At 63.0% G+C, this 17,310-nt stretch carries 15 protein-coding genes; 2 read left to right on the top strand and 13 right to left on the bottom strand.

The features are described 5' to 3' along the window. The first annotated feature begins 103 nt into the window (after window positions 1-103). Window positions 104-520, top strand: coding sequence for a SpoIIAA family protein (locus tag AC1RZR_RS18030; protein ID WP_477274749.1), 417 nt, complete (start codon window positions 104-106; stop codon window positions 518-520). Between the two features lie 27 nt (window positions 521-547). Here the strand turns inward: AC1RZR_RS18030 and AC1RZR_RS18025 are convergent, their stop codons facing one another. The 10 genes from AC1RZR_RS18025 to AC1RZR_RS17980 all read right to left on the bottom strand — a co-directional run bounded on the left by AC1RZR_RS18025 (window position 548) and on the right by AC1RZR_RS17980 (window position 12,933). Then, the gene (locus AC1RZR_RS18025) at window positions 548-1,675 is read right to left on the bottom strand and encodes an ATP-dependent DNA helicase (protein ID WP_477274747.1); all 1,128 of its coding nucleotides are present in this window, start codon (window positions 1,673-1,675) and stop codon (window positions 548-550) included. Between the two features lie 168 nt (window positions 1,676-1,843). Then, the gene (locus tag AC1RZR_RS18020) at window positions 1,844-2,230 is read right to left on the bottom strand and encodes a nitrile hydratase accessory protein (RefSeq protein WP_481825475.1); all 387 of its coding nucleotides are present in this window, start codon (window positions 2,228-2,230) and stop codon (window positions 1,844-1,846) included. After that, window positions 2,217-2,876 carry a nitrile hydratase subunit beta gene (gene nthB / locus AC1RZR_RS18015; RefSeq protein WP_481825474.1) on the bottom strand — a complete coding sequence of 220 codons (660 nt, stop codon included), beginning with the start codon at window positions 2,874-2,876 and terminating at the stop codon, window positions 2,217-2,219. The genes AC1RZR_RS18020 and nthB overlap by 14 nt, the downstream gene beginning before the upstream one ends. Continuing rightward, window positions 2,873-3,478 (bottom strand): nitrile hydratase subunit alpha, encoded by a 606-nt coding sequence (gene nthA, locus AC1RZR_RS18010; RefSeq protein WP_481825473.1) that lies wholly within the window; start codon window positions 3,476-3,478, stop codon window positions 2,873-2,875. The genes nthB and nthA overlap by 4 nt, the downstream gene beginning before the upstream one ends. Window positions 3,479-3,552: 74 nt before the next feature. Next, window positions 3,553-6,714 (bottom strand): efflux RND transporter permease subunit, encoded by a 3,162-nt coding sequence (locus AC1RZR_RS18005; protein WP_481825472.1) that lies wholly within the window; start codon window positions 6,712-6,714, stop codon window positions 3,553-3,555. Further along, the gene (locus AC1RZR_RS18000) at window positions 6,711-7,970 is read right to left on the bottom strand and encodes an efflux RND transporter periplasmic adaptor subunit (RefSeq protein ID WP_481825471.1); all 1,260 of its coding nucleotides are present in this window, start codon (window positions 7,968-7,970) and stop codon (window positions 6,711-6,713) included. The genes AC1RZR_RS18005 and AC1RZR_RS18000 overlap by 4 nt, the downstream gene beginning before the upstream one ends. Before the next feature lie 204 nt (window positions 7,971-8,174). Further along, entirely contained in the window at window positions 8,175-8,771 is a 597-nt protein-coding gene (locus tag AC1RZR_RS17995; RefSeq protein WP_379096151.1) for a LysE family translocator, read from the bottom strand. A 241-nt stretch (window positions 8,772-9,012) separates the two neighbouring features. Continuing rightward, a complete protein-coding gene (gene ilvN, locus AC1RZR_RS17990; RefSeq protein WP_379096145.1) occupies window positions 9,013-9,585 on the bottom strand; it encodes an acetolactate synthase small subunit in 573 nt (190 codons plus the stop codon). 84 nt (window positions 9,586-9,669) lie between these two features. After that, a complete protein-coding gene (locus AC1RZR_RS17985; protein ID WP_481825470.1) occupies window positions 9,670-11,451 on the bottom strand; it encodes an acetolactate synthase 3 large subunit in 1,782 nt (593 codons plus the stop codon). 255 nt (window positions 11,452-11,706) lie between these two features. Further along, window positions 11,707-12,933, bottom strand: a complete 1,227-nt coding sequence (locus AC1RZR_RS17980) for a DUF6600 domain-containing protein (protein ID WP_481825469.1) — start codon at window positions 12,931-12,933, stop codon at window positions 11,707-11,709. A gap of 305 nt (window positions 12,934-13,238) precedes the next feature. On the opposite strand from AC1RZR_RS17980, the gene AC1RZR_RS17975 reads away from it, so the two are divergent. Next, entirely contained in the window at window positions 13,239-15,041 is a 1,803-nt protein-coding gene (locus AC1RZR_RS17975; protein ID WP_481825468.1) for an NAD(P)/FAD-dependent oxidoreductase, read from the top strand. 54 nt (window positions 15,042-15,095) lie between these two features. On the opposite strand, the gene AC1RZR_RS17970 is transcribed toward AC1RZR_RS17975, so the two are convergent. From AC1RZR_RS17970 to tmpA, 3 genes are read right to left on the bottom strand one after another with little or no spacing between them, the layout of a single operon-like run. After that, on the bottom strand, window positions 15,096-15,458 hold the full coding sequence (locus AC1RZR_RS17970) for a hypothetical protein (RefSeq protein WP_481825467.1): 363 nt from the start codon (window positions 15,456-15,458) through the stop codon (window positions 15,096-15,098). A gap of 27 nt (window positions 15,459-15,485) precedes the next feature. Beyond that, the gene (gene tmpB / locus AC1RZR_RS17965; RefSeq protein WP_481825466.1) at window positions 15,486-16,070 is read right to left on the bottom strand and encodes a (R)-1-hydroxy-2-trimethylaminoethylphosphonate oxygenase; all 585 of its coding nucleotides are present in this window, start codon (window positions 16,068-16,070) and stop codon (window positions 15,486-15,488) included. Further along, entirely contained in the window at window positions 16,067-17,218 is a 1,152-nt protein-coding gene (tmpA, locus tag AC1RZR_RS17960; protein ID WP_481825465.1) for a 2-trimethylaminoethylphosphonate dioxygenase, read from the bottom strand. Before tmpA ends, tmpB begins: the two co-directional genes overlap by 4 nt. Window positions 17,219-17,310: the final 92 nt, after the last annotated feature.

The following is a 17,310-nucleotide window of genomic DNA, read 5'->3' as shown; positions in this document are numbered from 1 at the left end:
TCGGAAATCGTTCGACGCGCCACCTATAATGCCTTTGGCGGGAACAGACAGGGGGTTTCGAGTGTTCCAAGCCTGATGAACGATGTCCGTGAAAGGAAGCGCCATGAATTTTCTCGATTCCGTGCCGGCGATCCGTCGTATCGAGACCAGCCGTGACGACCTGCTCGCCATCGATGTTGTCGGGCACATCTCGGCGGCCGATGGCGAAAACCTTTTCGGCTTGATGGAGGCAGCCTATGCCCTTCACCCACGCATCGATGTTCTGGTGCGCCTTGTCGACCACGATGGCGTAGACTGGGCCAATATCGCGGAAGAAACCCTGAAGCAGGGCACCGCCCATGCGATGGAACATGTTGGCCGTTGCGCGGCAATCGGCGAGCCGGACTGGACCGCGGACGCGCGACACGCCCTGCGCGATTCGCCGTCAATCGAATTCAAGCATTTCGAGACCGAGGACGAAGCCGCGGCCTGGCAATGGCTCGGCGTCCAGCCGACCGGGCAGCAACAGGGTCGTGGCTAAAACACGACATTTCCGCGCGAGTGCTTGCTACCTGACGATCGTCAGCCGCTCGGCCGCCCGCGTGATCGCAGTATAGAGCCAGCGCTGGCGGGTTTCCTTGAAGGCCCAGCTTTCATCGAAAAGCACGATCTCGTTCCATTGCGAGCCCTGTGCCTTGTGCACGGTCAGCGCGTAGCCATAGTCGAAATCGTCGAAGCGCTTCTTCTGCTGCCAGGGGATGTCGGCATCCGGATCCTCGAAGGCCGCCTTGAGCAGCTTGATCTTGGCGACGCCGCGATCTGGATCGTCTTCTTCGGGAGAAACCAGCAAATTGATGCCGGGCTTCACCGTCTCGCGCGACGAAGTCATCACCTTCCACAGCGAGCCGTTGAGCAGGCCCTTGGCCGGATCGTTGCGCAGGCAGACCAGCTTGTCGCCGGCCTGCGGATAGTCGGCATTGAAGCCTTTGAGCTCGCGCAGCCGCTGATTGTAGCGCCGGCGCGTGCGGTTGGTGCCGACCAGCACCTGGTCGGCCTTCAGCACCAGATCCTGGGTGACGTCTTCCTTGCCGATCACCTGCGCCGTCCCGTAGTCGCCGCGCATGAATTCGCGGCCCTCGCGCACATCGAGCGCCAGCCGCAGGATCGGGTTGTCGCGCGCCTGCCGGTGGATTTCAGTGAGCAGGAAATCCGGCTCGTGGTCGGTGAAGAAGCCGCCGCCCGAGATCGGCGGCAGCTGGCCGGGGTCGCCGAGCACGAGGATCGGCGTGCCGAAACTCATCAGGTCGCGGCCAAGCTGCTCGTCGACCATCGAGCATTCGTCGATGACGACCAGTTTCGCCCGCGAGATCGGGCTCTGCCGGTTGAGCGAAAAGGTCGGCGACATCGAGGTCTTGCCGGTGACCTCGTCCGATACCGATTCCTCGCCCTTCGGCCGATAGATCAGCGAATGGATGGTGCGGGCATTGACCGCACCCTTGGAGCGCAGCACTTGCGCCGCCTTGCCGGTGAAGGCGGCGAACTGCACCTGGCCCTCGACATGTTCGGCGAAATAGCGCGCCAGCGTCGTCTTGCCGGTGCCGGCATAACCGAACAACCGGAACAGCTGCGGCTTTCCGGTCTTCAGCCAGCGGGCAACCGCTTGCAGCGCCTCGTCCTGTTGGGGAGAGAATTCCATCAGCGCGAGAGACCGGATTCGCAAGGGAAAGACAAGATAGCTGCCACCACCATCGACGCATCGATGGCGCGCCAGTGCCGCCGACACATCAGGCTATCAGGCGCGAACAAGAACGTAAAGGGAACAGATACCGCGCCACCACAACCTATCCGGTCGGGCCGCCACGACCTATGGTCGGGCTGCCACGACCGATATGGTCGGGCTGGGATCGTTCTCCAGAAGGATCGGCTTGCCGTGCGGGGTAGCATGTGCTGCGCGCCCCCAGGCTTCGGCCATCGCGTCGACATCGGCCTTGGCTGCCAGACCTTTGGAGGCAAGCAGGCCTTCGAGTGCCGCCAGCCAATGTTCGTAATAGTCGTGGCCGTCAGCCGCGGCACCTGGCTTCTTCACCTCGGTCGATAGCGCCTGCGCCCATTCGCTCCACGAAAACAGGCCCTTGCCATGCAGCGCCACCGTCATGGCGAACGCTTCGGCCTGCCATGGCTCGGCAAAGACCGGCGCATCGACGCCCGGTGGCAAATCGGCGGCGAGTTCGTTTGCCTCACGCCGGCTCAAGATAGCTCTCCCAGGCATCGATCGACACGCTCAGCGTCGGGTCGGCGCCCTCGCCCCAGATTTCCGCCCCGTCGAAAACAACGGTGTAGACCCATTGCGGATTCTCGCCCCGGCCATGTGCGTTGCTGTCGGGGAACACGAACCCATCGCGCACGGCCTCGATCGTTCCATGCTTGCCACGTGCATAACGCGGCAGCCGCGTGTGTCCGGTCGGGCTGAAATTTTTGGTCCGCACGGGATCGCCGGCCTTGAACCGAGCCGGATGCGCCATCGGCCGGTCGCAAGGACCGCCCTTGGCCAGCACACCAGGCACGTTTTCGGCCTTCAGCACCCGCTTGGGTGCCGCTGCCGGATCGACTGCCGTACCTGCCTTGAGATCGCGCTCGGTGACGAACCCGTGGCGCTTGAGTAGCACTTCCAGCGCCTTGATCCAGATCTGATAGTAGCTGGAGGCATAGTAGTCGGCGGGATGCAGCGATTCCCGCGCATGCCGGCTTTCATCGATGTTCCAGGCACCCATGGCGCCGGCGCACAGCGTCACACCGAGCGCCCGCCTTTCCCAAGCGGCATGGAAATACGGCTCGTCCTTTTCGGGTGCGACCGGTCCGAACCCCATCTGCCCGCCGAGGTCCTGCGGCCCGTTCATGCCGGCAGCCTCGCCAGTCCGGTGCCGATCATCGCGTCGCGGCTCACCAGATCGGCCAGCCGCTCCTCGCTCCAGCCCTCGGTGCCGTCGGGCCGCATCGGCACCACGAGATAGCGCAGTTCCGCGGTCGAATCCCAGACGCGGATTTTCTTGGTCGCCGGCAGCGTCAGCCCGAACTCCTCCAGCACACCGCGCGGATCGATGACCGCGCGCGAACGATAAGGAGGCGCCTTGTACCACACCGGAGGCAGGCCGAGCACCGACCACGGATAGCAGGAGCACAGCGTGCAGACGACGAGGTTGTGCGTGTCCTCGGTGTTGAACACCGCCTGCATGTGCTCGCCCTGACGGCCGGTGTAGCTCAGCGATTCGATCGCCGCCGTCGCGTCGCGTTTCAGCCAGTCGGCAAATGCCGGATCGGCCCAGGCCTTGGCCACCACCCTGGCACCGTTGCGTGGGCCGATCCTGGTCTCGTAGGTGTCGACGATGACATCGATCGCGGCCGGATCGATCAGCCCCTTGCGCGTCAGGATGGTTTCCAGTGCGCGGACACGTGCGGCAAACGGATCGAGTTCGTTGTCGTGGTCATGATCGTGTGACATGACCGCAAAATACGTTCCCGATCATGCCGCCGCAAGCACGACGGCTTGGGCCAGACCTATCGCCACCTCGACTTCTATTCGGCGGCCGCCTTTTGCGGCTCGCCCTGCATGTTGTCGCTGGCGTCGAACAGCGACGGCTGGTCCACCGTTTCGACCACATGCAACTCGGGCTTGCGCTTCGGCAACAGCCCAACCAGCCAGCCCGAGAAATTCTCCATGTAGACATAGATCACCGGCGTGACGAACAGGGTCAGCGCCTGCGAGGCCAGCAGACCACCGACAACGGCAACGCCCAGCGGCTGGCGCAGTTCGGCGCTGGCGCCGGTGCCGAGCGCGATTGGGAATGTGCCCATCAGCGCCGCCAGCGTCGTCATCATGATCGGCCTGAAACGCATCAGGCAGGCCTTGTGGATCGACTCGGTGGCCGACATGCCCTCTCGTCGCAATTCGAGCGCGACATCGACCATCATGATGCCGTTCTTCTTGACGATGCCGATCAGCATCAGGATGCCGATCACAGCGATCACCGACAGGTCCATGCCGGCGAAGCGCAAGGCAACAACCGCCCCTAGCACAGCCGACGGCAAGCCGGTGAGGATTGTGAGCGGATGGATGAAGCTCTCATACAGAATGCCGAGCACGATATAGATCGTCAGGATCGCGCCGCCGACCAGCAGGCCCTGGTTGGCCAGTGAGTCCTGGAAGGTCTTGGCGGTGCCGGCAAAGGTGGTCGAGATCGCCGTCGGCATGCCGATCTGCTCTTTGAGCGCGTCGATGCGCGTTACGCTGTCGCCCAGCGCCACGCCCTGCGGCAGGTTGTAGGAGATGGTGACGGCCGGAAGCTGGCCGAGCTGGTTGACGGTCAGGGCGCCTGCCGTGCGATCGACCCGGGCGAAGGCACCAAGTGGGACCAGACTGCCGCTCGCCGTCCTCATCTGGATGGCGAGCATCCGCTCGGGCGACCACTCGATCTTGGGATCGAGTTCGGTGATGACTTCGTAGCTGTCGGCCGAACCGAAGATTGTCGAAACCTGGTCGGTGCCGAACCCGCCATAGAGGGCGGAGCGCAGCGTGTCGGTGTCGATGCCGAGCTGGGCGGCCTTGTCGCGATCAATGACCAGCGATGCCTGCAGGGCGTTGTTCTGCAGGTCACTGGTGACGTCGGTGAAGGTCGCATGGTCTGCCGCCATCGCGTCATTCAGTTTTTGCGCCCATGTATCGGTCAGGCCGGTATCGAGGCCCTGAACCACGAGCTGGTAGGCGCTGGCCGACGAGCGCGAACCCAGCCTCAGGTTCTGCACCGGCTGCATGTAGGTCTCGATGCCCGCCACGCCAGCCAGTTGCTTGCGCAGATCCGAAAGCACCTTCTCGATATCGGGACGCTGGTCCTTTCCCTTGAGCTGGACGAAGAGCTGCCCCTGGTTGAGCGCATTGTTGCCGCTGCCCGCCGACCAAGCCACATGGTCGACATAGGGCGAATGCGAGAAGACGCTGGCCACCTGCCCTTGCAGCTTGGCCATGGCATCGAACGAGATGTCCTGGCGCGCGATGGTGGTCACCGATATCTGACCGATATCCTCCTGCGGGAAGAAACCCTTCGGCGAGACCTCGATCAGCCACACCGACGCTGCCGCGGTTCCGACAAAGACGAGGAACACCAGGAAGGTGTGCCGCAGGCAGAAGCTCAAGATTCGGTCATAGCCGCGTGTGACGAGGTCCTGCTTGTGGCCAGGGCCATGCTTGTCGCGATCGGCCTTAGTGACCGACAGCAAACGCGAGCACAGCATCGGGGTCAGCGTCAGCGACACGAACATCGACGCCAGGATGGCGACCGTGACCACGACGGCGAACTCGTTGAAGATGCGTCCGATGACGCCGCCCATCAAAAGCACGGGGATGAACACCGCCACCAGCGAGATCGAGATCGAGATGATGGTGAAGCCGATCTCGCGCGCACCCTTGAGCGACGCATCGAAGGCCGACAGCCCATCCTCCTCCATATGGCGGAAGATGTTTTCCAGCATGACAATGGCATCGTCGACGACGAGGCCGACGGCCAGCGTCAGTCCCATCAGCGAGATGTTGTCGATGGAAAAGCCGAACAGGAACATCGCGCCGAGCGTGGCGATCAGTGAGATCGGCACCGCCACGGCCGGGATGATGGTCGCCGTCACCCGGCGCAGGAAGACGAAGATCACCATGACCACCAGCGCGATGGTCAACAGCAGTGTGAATTGAACGTCGTCGACGGCCTGCCGGATCGAGCTCGAACGGTCGTTGAGCAGCTTGATCGAGGCGGCCGCCGGCATCTGGTCCTGGAAGGACGGTAGCATCGCCTTGACCTTGTCGACGACGTCGACCGTGTTGGCGTCGGGCTGGCGCTGCACCGCCATGATGATGGCGCGGGTGCCGTCATACCAACTCGCCGTCGTCGTCGTTTCGACCGAATCGACGACGCGGGTCACCTCGCCCAGCCGTACCGGGTGACCGTCTTTGGTGGCGATGATGATGTTGGAGAAGTCGGCGGCGTTCATCAGCTGCGTGTTGGCGGTGATGGTGAGCTGCTGCTTGTTGTTCTGGAGCACGCCGAGCGGCGTGTTGCTATTGGCCGAGGCAACTGCCGTCTGCAGCTGATCGATCGAGATGCCGCGCGCGGCAAGCGCGGTCGGATCGATCTGGATGCGTACGGCGTATTTCTGCTGGCCGTAGATTGAAACCTGCGCGACGCCGTCGATCGTCGACAGCGATGGCGAGATCACGTTCTCGGCGAAGGCGTCGAGATCGGTCAGCGGAACCGTGTCGCTGACCAGCGACATCAAAAGGATCGGCGCATCGGCCGGGTTGACCTTGCGATAGCTCGGCGGCGCCGTCATCTGCGGCGGCAGCGATTTCTGGGTGCGCGCAATCGCGGCCTGCACGTCCGCGGCCGCGGCGTCGATGTCGCGGTTGAGCACGAACTGGATGGCGATCGAGGTCTGGCCGAGCGAGTTGGTGGTCGAGATCGAATCGATGCCGGCGATGGTGGCGAACTGCTTGATCAGCGGCGTCGCCACAGAGGTCGCCATCGTTTCCGGCGAGGCGCCGGCGAGCTGCGCCGACACGTTGACCACCGGAAATTCGGCGCTCGGCAGTGCTGCCACCGGCAGGAACTTGTAGGCGAACAGTCCGCCCAGCACGAGGGCGAACGACATAAGAAGGGTGGCGACGGGCCTCCGGATGCAGAATTCGGAGATCATTGGGCCGCCTCGCCGGCGTTGGTCGCCTCGGCGACCTTGGGCGCGGCAGCACTCGCCGTGGCCTTGCCCTCATGCACGGCAGCACCGTTCTTCAGCCGCGTCTGACCTTCGGTGACGACCTTCTCACCGCTTTTCAGCCCTTGGCTGATGGCGCTGCTCTCACCTTCGGTCAGCGCCACCTCCACCGGCCGCATCTCGACGGTATTGTCCGGCTTGACCACGTAGACGAACGGGCCCTTCTGGCTCGGCTGGACCGCGACGGTGGGAACGGAGGTCATCTGCGGCATGATGCCGGCGTCCAGGATGACGTTCACATACTGGCCCGGCCAAAGCGAAAGATCGGCATTCGGAATGCTTGCCCGCGTGGCGATCGTGCCTGATGCGGTATCGACACTGGAATCGACGAAATCGAGCGTACCCTTACCGATCGGCGTCGGGTCGCCGTCCTTGGTCAGCGTGACCGCCCCTTGCTGCGGATTGACAAGCGCCTTGTGCAACAGCGCCAGATTGCTTTCCGGCAGATTGAAGTTCACCTGCAGCGGGTCCATCTGGGTGATGGTGACAAGTGGCGTCGCGGTGCTGCTGTTGCCATTGCTGACGGTGACGAGATCACCAACGGCGACGCTGACGGCGCCCAGCCTGCCGGAAATCGGCGCCGTGATCGTGGCAAAGCCGAGCTGGACATTGTCTGCGTCGATCGTCGCCTTGTCTGCATCGACGGTCGCCGCCGCGGCCTTCTGCGCGGCCACTGCCTGGTCATAGGTTTGCTGCGTGCCGGCCTGCTTGGCGACAAGATCCTTGGCGCGAGCAAGATCTGCCGCCGAACTGGCGAGCATCGCCTGGTCCTTGGCCAGCGTCGCCTGATCCTTGGCCAGTTGCGCCTTCAACGCGCGGTCGTCCAGCGAAAACAGTACGTCGCCGGTCTTCACCATCTGCCCGTCCTTGACGTCGATCGATACGATCTGACTGGATACCCGCGCATTGATGCTGACGACGGCCGGCGAGGAGACGAAACCGATCGCATAGCGCCGGATCGGAAAATCTGCCGTCGAAGCGACGGCCGAGAGGATGGATGCCGAGCGCGTCGCATTGGCGCCCTTTTTGTCGGAAGCCGAGGCCGGTTGGTCTGCCGCGGCAGCCTGCTTTTGGCCGATGAGCTGCTGAACCTTGCCCAACGCGTCTGGCGAAAGATAGAGCCAGGCCGCCCCGCCGAGGCAGGCGACGGCAAGCAACGAAAGAACGACTTTTCCACGCATTGTCAAAAGGCCCTCTCCATCCGACACGCCGTGGTCCGATGGTCATATTCTAGCGCAAATCACGGCCCATTGCCGTGGTTTCGCCGAATAGATAGGACACGCCTTTGTCGGAAAAGGGCCAAAACACGGCATTACGAAGATTTAATGTGCACTGCACAATGGCTGTGCAACGCGGTCGTCACTCCGAACGGGACGGCGAGTGACTTAACGCAGCATCGGCCAAAGCGTCGCCGCCAGCAGCACTCCCATGGCGATGTTGAACCATTTCAACCGCACGGGGTCCGACAGAAAACCGCGCAGCGCGGTGCCGAAACCCGCCCACACCGAGACGCTCGGCAAATTGACGACGGTGAAGGCTATCGAGATCAACACCACCGACAGGAACGGGCGATCCGGATTGGTGTAGACGGCCATGGCGGTGATCGCCATTACCCATGCCTTGGGGTTGACCCACTGGAACGCCGCCGCATCGATGAAGCGCATTGGCCGCGCTTTCGTCTCGCCCTTGCCGGTCAGAGTGCGCGACATGGCGATCTTCCAGGCGAGATAGAGCAGATAGGCGCCGCCGGCGACCTTGAGCGCCGTATGCAGCACCGGAAACGCCGTCAGCACGGCGCCAAGGCCAAGGCCCACCGCGACCAGCAGCACCAGGAACCCGATGCTGATACCCAGCATGTGCGGGACCGTCCTGACGATGCCGAAATTCACCCCCGATGCCAGAAGCATGAGATTGTTCGGCCCAGGCGTGATCGACGTCACGAGGGCGTAGACGAGCAGGGCAAGGAATGCGTCAAGGGACATCGGGACCACAAAGTCAGCAATGCTGCCTTAGATAACCAAAGCATCTGGCGCAACAACGATCCGTTGGTCCACCCAGAGCCGCCGGCCGCACCTTGATCATGACTTCAACCCGCCGGAAGCTGAGACGCGATCATCTGCCGTGGGACTGCACCGACAACCGGTTGTTCGCGACAAGCATGGTCTCCCGCTGGCCGCGCAGGCGGCGAGGTCCAGCCGACAAAATCTGACGACTAAGGCAGCCCTACATCCCCTGTGGGCCGCGGTTCAGTGCCGCCACGCCGGTGCGGCAGATTTCGACCAGGCCGAGCGGCTTCATGATGGCGATAAACTGGTCTATCTTGGTGCCCTTGCCGGTGATCTCGAAGATGAAATGCTCGGTGTTGGCGTCGATGACGCTGGCGCGGAAAGCGTCCGCCAGCCGCAGCGCCTCGACGCGGGCCTCGCCGGTGCCGGCAACCTTGACCAGCGCCAGTTCCCGCTCCAGCGGCCGCTCCTGGCCGAACTCATGCGAGCGCACGGTCAAGTCGACCACGCGGTGAACCGGCACGATACGCTCGAGCTGATGCTTGATCTGCTCCAACACATGCGGCGTGCCGCGCGTCACGATGGTGATGCGCGACAAATGCTTCTCGTGCTCGGTCTCGGAGACGGTCAGGCTCTCGATGTTGTAGCCGCGCCCGGAGAACAGCCCGATGACCCGGGCAAGCACGCCCGGCTCGTTGTCGACCAGCACGGAAAGCGTGTGGTTCTCGGGCTTTTCCGTTTCCTTGGCGATGAAGTAGGCGGAGCCGGTCGGTTGTAGCTGTGCGTTCATGACATGAATCTCGATTTCAAACTCTTGATCTAACTCTCTGTATACGCACGGCTTCTTGCGACAGCCCTGCCTTGGCTAGGCTGACTACACCAGTTCCCTGCCCTTGGCGTCGATGGCGTTCGCCACCGCCTCGTCGGTCGCCTCGTCGGGCAGCAGCATCTCGTTATGCGCCTTGCCCGACGGGATCATCGGGAAGCAGTTTGCCAGCGTCGCCACGCGGCAATCGAACAGCACCGGCTTCTTGACCGCGATCATCTCCTTGATCGCGTCGTCCAGCTCGTCCGGCTTCTCGCAGCGTATGCCGTGGCCGCCATAGGCATCGGCCAGCTTGACGAAGTCCGGCATAGCCTCGGTGTAGGAATGCGACAGCCGGTTGCCATGCAGCAGCTGCTGCCACTGGCGCACCATGCCCATATACTGGTTGTTGAGGATGAATATCTTGATCGGCGCGTCGTGCTGCACGGCAGCGCTCATCTCCTGCATCGTCATCTGCACCGAGGCGTCGCCGGCGATGTCGATGACCAGCGCGTCGGGATGCGCGATCTGCACGCCGAGTGCAGCCGGCAGGCCGTAGCCCATCGTGCCCAGTCCGCCAGACGTCATCCAGCGGTTCGGCTTTTCGAAATGATAGTGCTGCGCCGCCCACATCTGGTGCTGGCCGACCTCGGTGGTGATGTAGGTGTCCATGTTCTTGGTCAGTTCGTAGAGCCGCTGGATGGCGTATTGCGGCATGATCACGTCGTTGTTCATCTTGTAGGCGAGCGAGTCGCGCGCACGCCATTTGGCGATCTGCTCCCACCACGGATAGAGCGCCTTCTTGTCGGTCTTGGCGGTCGCCCGCCACAGCCGCACCATATCCTCCAGCACCCGGCCGACATCGCCAATGATCGGCACCTCGGTGTGAACGTTCTTGTTTATTGACGACGGATCGATGTCGATGTGGATCTTCTTCGAATTCGGCGAAAACGCGGTCAGCCGCCCGGTGATGCGGTCGTCGAAACGGGCGCCGATGCAGATCATCACGTCGCAATCATGCATCGCCATATTGGCTTCGTAGGTGCCGTGCATGCCCAGCATGCCCATCCAGTTCTTGCCCGATGCCGGATAGGCGCCGAGCCCCATCAGCGTCGAGGTGATCGGGAAGCCGGTGAGATCGACCAGTTCGCGCAGCAGATGGCTCGCTTCCGAGCCGGAATTGATGACGCCACCGCCCGAATAGATGATCGGCTTCTTGGCGCCAGCCATCAGTTCGACCGCCGCCTTGATCTTCTCCAGGTCGCCCTGGACCTTGGGCTGATAGCTGGTGCGCGGCGCGATCTGCGGCGACACGTAAAAACCCCTGGCGAACTGCACGTCCTTCGGAATGTCGACCACGACCGGACCGGGGCGGCCCGTGGTGGCGACATGAAAGGCCTCGTGGATGGTCGCTGCGAGCTCGTTGACGTCCTTCACCAGCCAGTTGTGCTTGGTGCAGGGGCGCGTGATGCCGACCGTGTCGCACTCCTGAAAAGCGTCGGAACCGATCAGCGAGGTCGGCACCTGTCCGGTCAGGCAGACCAGCGGGATCGAATCCATCAGCGCGTCCTGCAGCGGCGTCACCGCGTTGGTGGCGCCGGGACCGGAGGTCACCAGCATGACACCGGCCTTGCCGGTCGAGCGCGCATAGCCTTCCGCCGCATGGCCGGCGCCCTGCTCGTGGCGCACCAGAATGTGCTCGACCTCATCCTGCTGGAAAATCTCATCGTAGATTGGGAGAACCGCGCCGCCCGGATAGCCGAAGACATGCTTGACGCCATTGTCCTTCAGCGCCTGCACCACCATTTCGGCGCCCGTCATTTCGCGCCGTTCACTTTGTCCGTTGCTCATCGGTCTGGTCCCGTACTGTCCGCCATCTGGCGATTGCTGGTCGTTTAGTCGTGTTTCAGGCAATAAAAAAGGCCCCCGAGGGAGCCTGTGTGTGCGCATGGGGGGTTTTCGCCCGGCGGTTACACCGCCTTGCCCACGCGCTTTCCTACGAGAATGAGTGCCGTTTTCATGGTGGCGGACACTAAGGGCGGGAAAGGCAGCCTGTCAACGGGAAAAATCGCGCCGGTACGCGGAGCGTGCCGGGGCATGTGGTGGTCAGCCCGGCGCCTTGCAGCGGGAAACGCGCGGATCGCATTTCGCCGGCTTCTTGGCCTGCATCGTTGCCGGTGGGTGGTGAGGTGACACTTTCGCCGGACCATGGTGCTGGGACATGCGCATTGCCGGAGCCTGCTGGTGCGGCTTTTGCGGCCCCGCCCCGCGTGCGAGACGCTGGCCAGAAACCGCCTTGAGTGGAGCCGAGTTGGGCGACGACTTCACCACGACACGCCGCCCATTGCCTGCTGTCTTGTTGGCATGGGCCTTGAGCACATCGACTTTCGAGCCATTGCTGGCGACCATCCGCTTGCGGACACCCGGCGTCGCGACGGCGGGATTGCCCGCGGTCGCAGCGGAAATCGCCTTGTTGCCGGTCAGCGTCTTCGGCCCATGACCCGAGACGGTCGGCCCGCTCGCGTTGGCGGCCGTCGCGGCAGGCGCTCCATTGCCCGCCAGCTTCTTGATCTCCGCGCCTCTCGACGTATCGAGCCGCGCACTTGCGATCACCCCTTTGCGGGGCGGAGCCAATTTTGCCGCCTTGATCGAGGCTATGACGGGCTTCGGGAATTGTTGCAGCCTGGGTCCGGCATTGATCGCGACGACCTGGTTGCCGAGCCGCACATGTGGCGCGTTGTTGACCACGACGGTCTGGTTGATGATCGTCGTGTTGCGCACGATCACGACATTCTCAGTGGCAGGCCGCACCACTCTGACCAGATCGACCGCACCGATCGCCGCCACCGGCACGAAACACCACCATGCGTCGTCGAAGGCCACGTCGACATCGGGCGGCGCCGGGGCCCAGCCGACATCGTCGCCACCCTGGCGCCAGACCACCCAGGCCGGCGCCCATTGGTCGCCGGCGATCCACACCCAGCCGAAATCGGGATCATAGGCCCAGCGACCGTAGTGGTAGACGACATCGCCGAACGGTTCGGCGGATTCCCAGTACCAGCCGTCGTCGGTCCAGACCCATCGGCCGTCGGTGTAGGGCCGCCACTCGGCACGGACCATCGGAACCCAGACCTCGCCGAAGCGGCTTGAGGTGCGCCATCCGCCATAGCTTGAAAGCCTTTCGCGGATGGTCACGGAAATCTCCGCCGCACGCGCGGACTGGATTCCCGGCAACACCAGCGGGCTGGTCAAGACCGCGCTCAAGGCCATGACCAGAGCCATTGCGGCGACGCGTGTGCGCCGGCCGATAGAGAGGAATGAAGACGCTTGCATAACGGGCTCCACAGTTCCGCATCCAGAAAATCCCGGGAACCGCCCTGTTGCCCGCTTTCGCTTCCGGCTTCTCCGATCGGTTGTCCTCAGCCGCGGTGACCGCATTGCGGCATATGACCATCACGTTTGCGCGACCGGCGCGGCATTGCCCCGGCCTGATGACCTTAATTCCAGACAAACCATTGAAACCACTGGAAACTATGGTGGGGCGTGACGAAGTCTGTCATCTCTGTCGATACTTCATCGTCCGGCCGGCGCGTCGGGCGGAGCCACAATGACGATCTGGATTTCACGGGAGGAAGCTGATGCTCGACAAGGCCCCAAACAAGAAACTGTCCGACCTGCTCGACCAATTCGGCACCGCCCTGGCCGCCCATGACATCGAGAAAGCGGTCGATTGCTTTCAGGAGGATTGCTACTGGCGCGACCTCGTCACCTTCACCTGGAACATCAAGACCATGGAAGGTCGCGACCAGGTCCGCGACATGCTGAAAAGCCAGTTGTCGAAGACCAGGCCATCCCATTTTGCCATCGCCAAGGGTGAGGATGCGACCGAGAGCGGTGGGCTGATCGACGGGTGGATCAGCTTCGAGACCGAGGTGGCTCGCGGCTTCGGCCATGTCAGGCTGAAGGACGGCAAGATCTGGACGCTGCTGACCACCATGGCCGAGCTGAAGGGCCACGAGGAGCCGGCGGGCTTCGCGCGGCCGATGGGTGCCAAGCATGGCTCGGGCAAGAACCGCCCGACATGGAAGGAGGAGCGCGAGAGGGAAGCCGCCGAACTTGGTTTCAAGACGCAGCCCTATACGGTCATCATCGGCGGCGGCCAGGGCGGCATCGCGCTCGGCGCACGGCTGCGGCAGCTCGGCGTGCCCACGATCATCATCGAGAAGAACGAGCGGGCCGGCGACAGCTGGCGCAAGCGCTACAAGTCGCTCTGCCTGCACGACCCGGTCTGGTACGACCATCTGCCCTATATCGATTTCCCGAAGAACTGGCCGGTCTTCTCGCCCAAGGACAAGATCGGCGACTGGCTGGAAATGTACACCAAGGTGATGGAGCTGAATTACTGGTCCTCGACAGAGGCCAAGAGCGCTTCCTATGACGACAAGACTAAGGAATGGACCGTCATCGTCCACCGCGACGGCAAGGACATCACGCTGAAGCCGAAGCAACTGGTGCTGGCCACGGGACAATCCGGCAAGGCCAATATGCCGAAATTCAAAGGCATGGAAACCTTCAAGGGCGATCAGCATCACTCCTCGAAGCATCCCGGTCCCGATGCCTATGCCGGCAAGAAAGCCATTGTCGTGGGCTCGAACAATTCCGCCCACGACATAGCCGCGGCACTTTGGGAAGCAGGCGTCGACGTCACCATGGTGCAACGCTCGACCACGCATATCGTCAAGTCCGACACGTTGATGGAAATCGGGCTGGGGGCCCTCTATTCGGAACAGGCGGTTCAGAGCGGCATGACCACGGCCAAGGCCGATCTCGTCTTTGCCTCCCTGCCCTACAAGATCCTGCACGAATTCCAGATCCCTGCTTACGCAGAGATGAAGAAGCGCGATGCAAAATTCTACACGGGTCTCGAGAAGGCCGGCTTCATGCTCGACTGGGGCGATGACGATTCCGGCCTGTTCATGAAGTATCTGCGGCGCGGTTCGGGCTACTACATCGACGTCGGCGCTTCCGACCTGATCATTGATGGTTCGATCAAGCTGAAAAGCGGTGTCGACGTGGCCGAGATCAAGGAGCATTCGGTGCTGCTCAGCGACGGCACCGAGCTGCCCGCCGACGTCATCGTCTATGCTACCGGCTACGGCTCGATGAATGGCTGGGCGGCAGACCTGATCTCCAGGGATGTCGCCGACAAGGTTGGAAAATGCTGGGGCCTCGGATCGAACACCACCAAGGATCCTGGTCCATGGGAGGGTGAATTGCGCAACATGTGGAAGCCGACGCAGCAGGAAGCGTTGTGGTTCCATGGCGGCAATCTGCACCAGTCGCGCCATTATTCGCAGTTCCTGTCGCTGCAACTGAAGGCCAGACAGGCGGGCCTGCCGACGCCGGTCTATGGGCTGCAGCAGGTCCATCACAAGGCATAGTCCGCGGCCCTTGTGCACCCCGCGCGGCGTTTCCGCCGCGCGGGGTCTTCCGTCTCAGGCCATGAGCCGCACGCCCCTCGCCTTGGCCCAACGCTCGATGATCTTGCGCTCTTCCAACGAGTCGAGACGGTTGCCGACACCGCGCACCTGCACCGCGCGGTTTTGCGGATCGAGTTCGATCGTCAGCAAACGTTCGATCTTGCCGAGCGCCTTGCGCCGCAACACCCAGGTAGCAGCAAGACGCAGAGCGTGCTCGGCATCGGCGGGTTCGAACGAACGGGAAGCGGAGAGTTGGCCGGGCTCGCCGCCGGAAGCGATCAGTGACGAGGCGCGAGCGCTGGCGGCAGGCAGGCGCTCGCTGCAGTCATCCGGCCGGTGTGCGACCACCGCACGCTCGCCGTCGAAGCGGAAACACATGGCTGTCAGGTCCCCGGTGAGTTGCGGTCAGGCGCGATCGCGAAAGTCGCGAACGACCCGCTGCAGCAGCGGCACATACTCGCGAAACGTCCGCGTCTTCATGTTGGCAATCTTGCCGCTCTCATCCCAGATGCGGACCCGGACCGCTTCTTCATGGAAGGGATTCTTGCGAAACTCGGCTACCTCATCGGCGCTCATCGGCCCGCCTTGCAGCGACAGCGTATGCACCGAAGCCTGCGAAAGCTTGCCGAAATAGGTTGGGTCGGTGGCGCAGAGATAGCGCTTGGCCGAGACATGCAGCCTGACGCATTCGACGATGACAGGCGGAAAGAACGGTGCCAGCACCTCGCCGCCGGCTTCGTCATGATGCTTGTCCTCGACATCCTCGGGCGAATAGGTGCCGAACTCGCTGGTGTAATGGCCGATGTCATGCAGCAGGGCCGCCGCCACCAGCTCGTCCGGTGCGCCGTCCTGCTCCGCGAACCACGCGCCCTGCAGCATGTGCTCCGACATGGTGACGGGTTCGCCGAGATAAGATTCCGCCCCCCGGCGCTCGAAGATGTCGGCGATGAACTCGACGACGGTGTCCGCATTCAAATCCTGGCCGCTCATTCCGCAGCCTCCTTGAAGCCGTGTTCTATCGCCGCCAGCGTCGACAACAGACCGTCCTTGTCGGCGTAGCAGCCCTGCAGCCAGCGCTTGCCGCTGCCGGAAAACGCCTTGCGCGCATGCATGACCCGCGTGTTGTCGACGATGAACGCTTGCCCCGCTTCGAGCTTGAAGGTCACTTCGAAGGATGGATCCTCGATCAGTTCGGCAAACCGGCGATAGGCGGCGTAGTACGCCTCCATGTCGGCGAACGGCACATCGACAGTCGGCGCCAGCGAGCGGTTGTTGAAGCGGATGCAGATCAGCTCGCCGTCGGGCCCGAGCTCGATCATCGGCCGCTTCGCCTGCAGCCGCACGCCCGACGAACCGGCATATTCGAAACGAGCCGGGCATGAGCTCAACAGACGGAAGCCTTCGGGGTTCTCGGCCTGCAGCGCCGCCGCGACGGCAAACCCGTCGACGACACTGGACTCACCACCCTCCACCGTATTTTCGATGCAGGACAGGATCTGCAGCGTCGGCACCGGATCGCGATACGGATTGTCGGTGTGCGCCTGGAGGCCGAGATTGGTGTAGGCGAGATTGCTGGGATTGACCTCGGCGCGCACTTCGAACCAGCGTCCGTAGTTGGTTTCCCTGATGTAGCCGAACAGATCGGACACTTTGCAGAGCGCCCCGGATTCGGCCGGCAGATCGTCCATCACTGCGAAGCCATAGGCTTTCACCGCCGACAGCCATTGCCGCAACACAGCGCGGTCGCGGCTGGCTGCTGAGTACCCGGCGCGCGGTACCGAATTCTGCATCGTGGCCTTTGTCCATCGCACGGTGTCCTCGCCTGTCCATCCTGCTTGGCGCGGCGCATTGCGATCATAGGCATTGGCGCTCAGCCATATCGAGGGAAAGCTCACCGTCTTTCCTTCCGGCACGAAGCTGACCTCAAGGGCATCGCCCTTGATCGACGCCGCACCAATCTTCGTCTCGACGGGAATGTCGAGGATGGTGATCAGCCGCTGGCCGTTGCCGGCGCTGCGCGTCTTGTCGTCCAGCGCGTTGTCGCGCAGCCACATGGCGTGAAAGCGGGTGCGCGTCCCGTCCTTCCACCCAAGTTCGATTGTTCTGCCTTCGTCGCCGATCAGCGCGTGGGTGAGCATGGATATCCGTTCCTGTCCGCTGCGCCTGCGGTCCGATCCGCAGGTGTCGATTGCATGTTGACCGCGCGAAAGGCATAATTCCAATTATCATT

The organism is Mesorhizobium bavaricum, assembly GCF_056781655.1.
This window is presented reverse-complemented; position numbering and strand designations above follow the sequence as displayed.

Coding starts and splice junctions, on each gene's coding strand:
- AC1RZR_RS18030 (WP_477274749.1), top strand. CDS start 104: ATGAATTTTCTCGATTCCGTGCCGGCGATCCGTCGTATCGAGACCAGC.
- AC1RZR_RS18025 (WP_477274747.1), bottom strand. CDS start 1,675: ATGGAATTCTCTCCCCAACAGGACGAGGCGCTGCAAGCGGTTGCCCGC.
- nthB (WP_481825474.1), bottom strand. CDS start 2,876: ATGAACGGGCCGCAGGACCTCGGCGGGCAGATGGGGTTCGGACCGGTC.
- nthA (WP_481825473.1), bottom strand. CDS start 3,478: ATGTCACACGATCATGACCACGACAACGAACTCGATCCGTTTGCCGCA.
- AC1RZR_RS18005 (WP_481825472.1), bottom strand. CDS start 6,714: ATGATCTCCGAATTCTGCATCCGGAGGCCCGTCGCCACCCTTCTTATG.
- AC1RZR_RS18000 (WP_481825471.1), bottom strand. CDS start 7,970: ATGCGTGGAAAAGTCGTTCTTTCGTTGCTTGCCGTCGCCTGCCTCGGC.
- AC1RZR_RS17995 (WP_379096151.1), bottom strand. CDS start 8,771: ATGTCCCTTGACGCATTCCTTGCCCTGCTCGTCTACGCCCTCGTGACG.
- ilvN (WP_379096145.1), bottom strand. CDS start 9,585: ATGAACGCACAGCTACAACCGACCGGCTCCGCCTACTTCATCGCCAAG.
- AC1RZR_RS17985 (WP_481825470.1), bottom strand. CDS start 11,451: ATGAGCAACGGACAAAGTGAACGGCGCGAAATGACGGGCGCCGAAATG.
- AC1RZR_RS17980 (WP_481825469.1), bottom strand. CDS start 12,933: ATGCAAGCGTCTTCATTCCTCTCTATCGGCCGGCGCACACGCGTCGCC.
- AC1RZR_RS17975 (WP_481825468.1), top strand. CDS start 13,239: ATGCTCGACAAGGCCCCAAACAAGAAACTGTCCGACCTGCTCGACCAA.
- AC1RZR_RS17970 (WP_481825467.1), bottom strand. CDS start 15,458: ATGTGTTTCCGCTTCGACGGCGAGCGTGCGGTGGTCGCACACCGGCCG.
- tmpB (WP_481825466.1), bottom strand. CDS start 16,070: ATGAGCGGCCAGGATTTGAATGCGGACACCGTCGTCGAGTTCATCGCC.
- tmpA (WP_481825465.1), bottom strand. CDS start 17,218: ATGCTCACCCACGCGCTGATCGGCGACGAAGGCAGAACAATCGAACTT.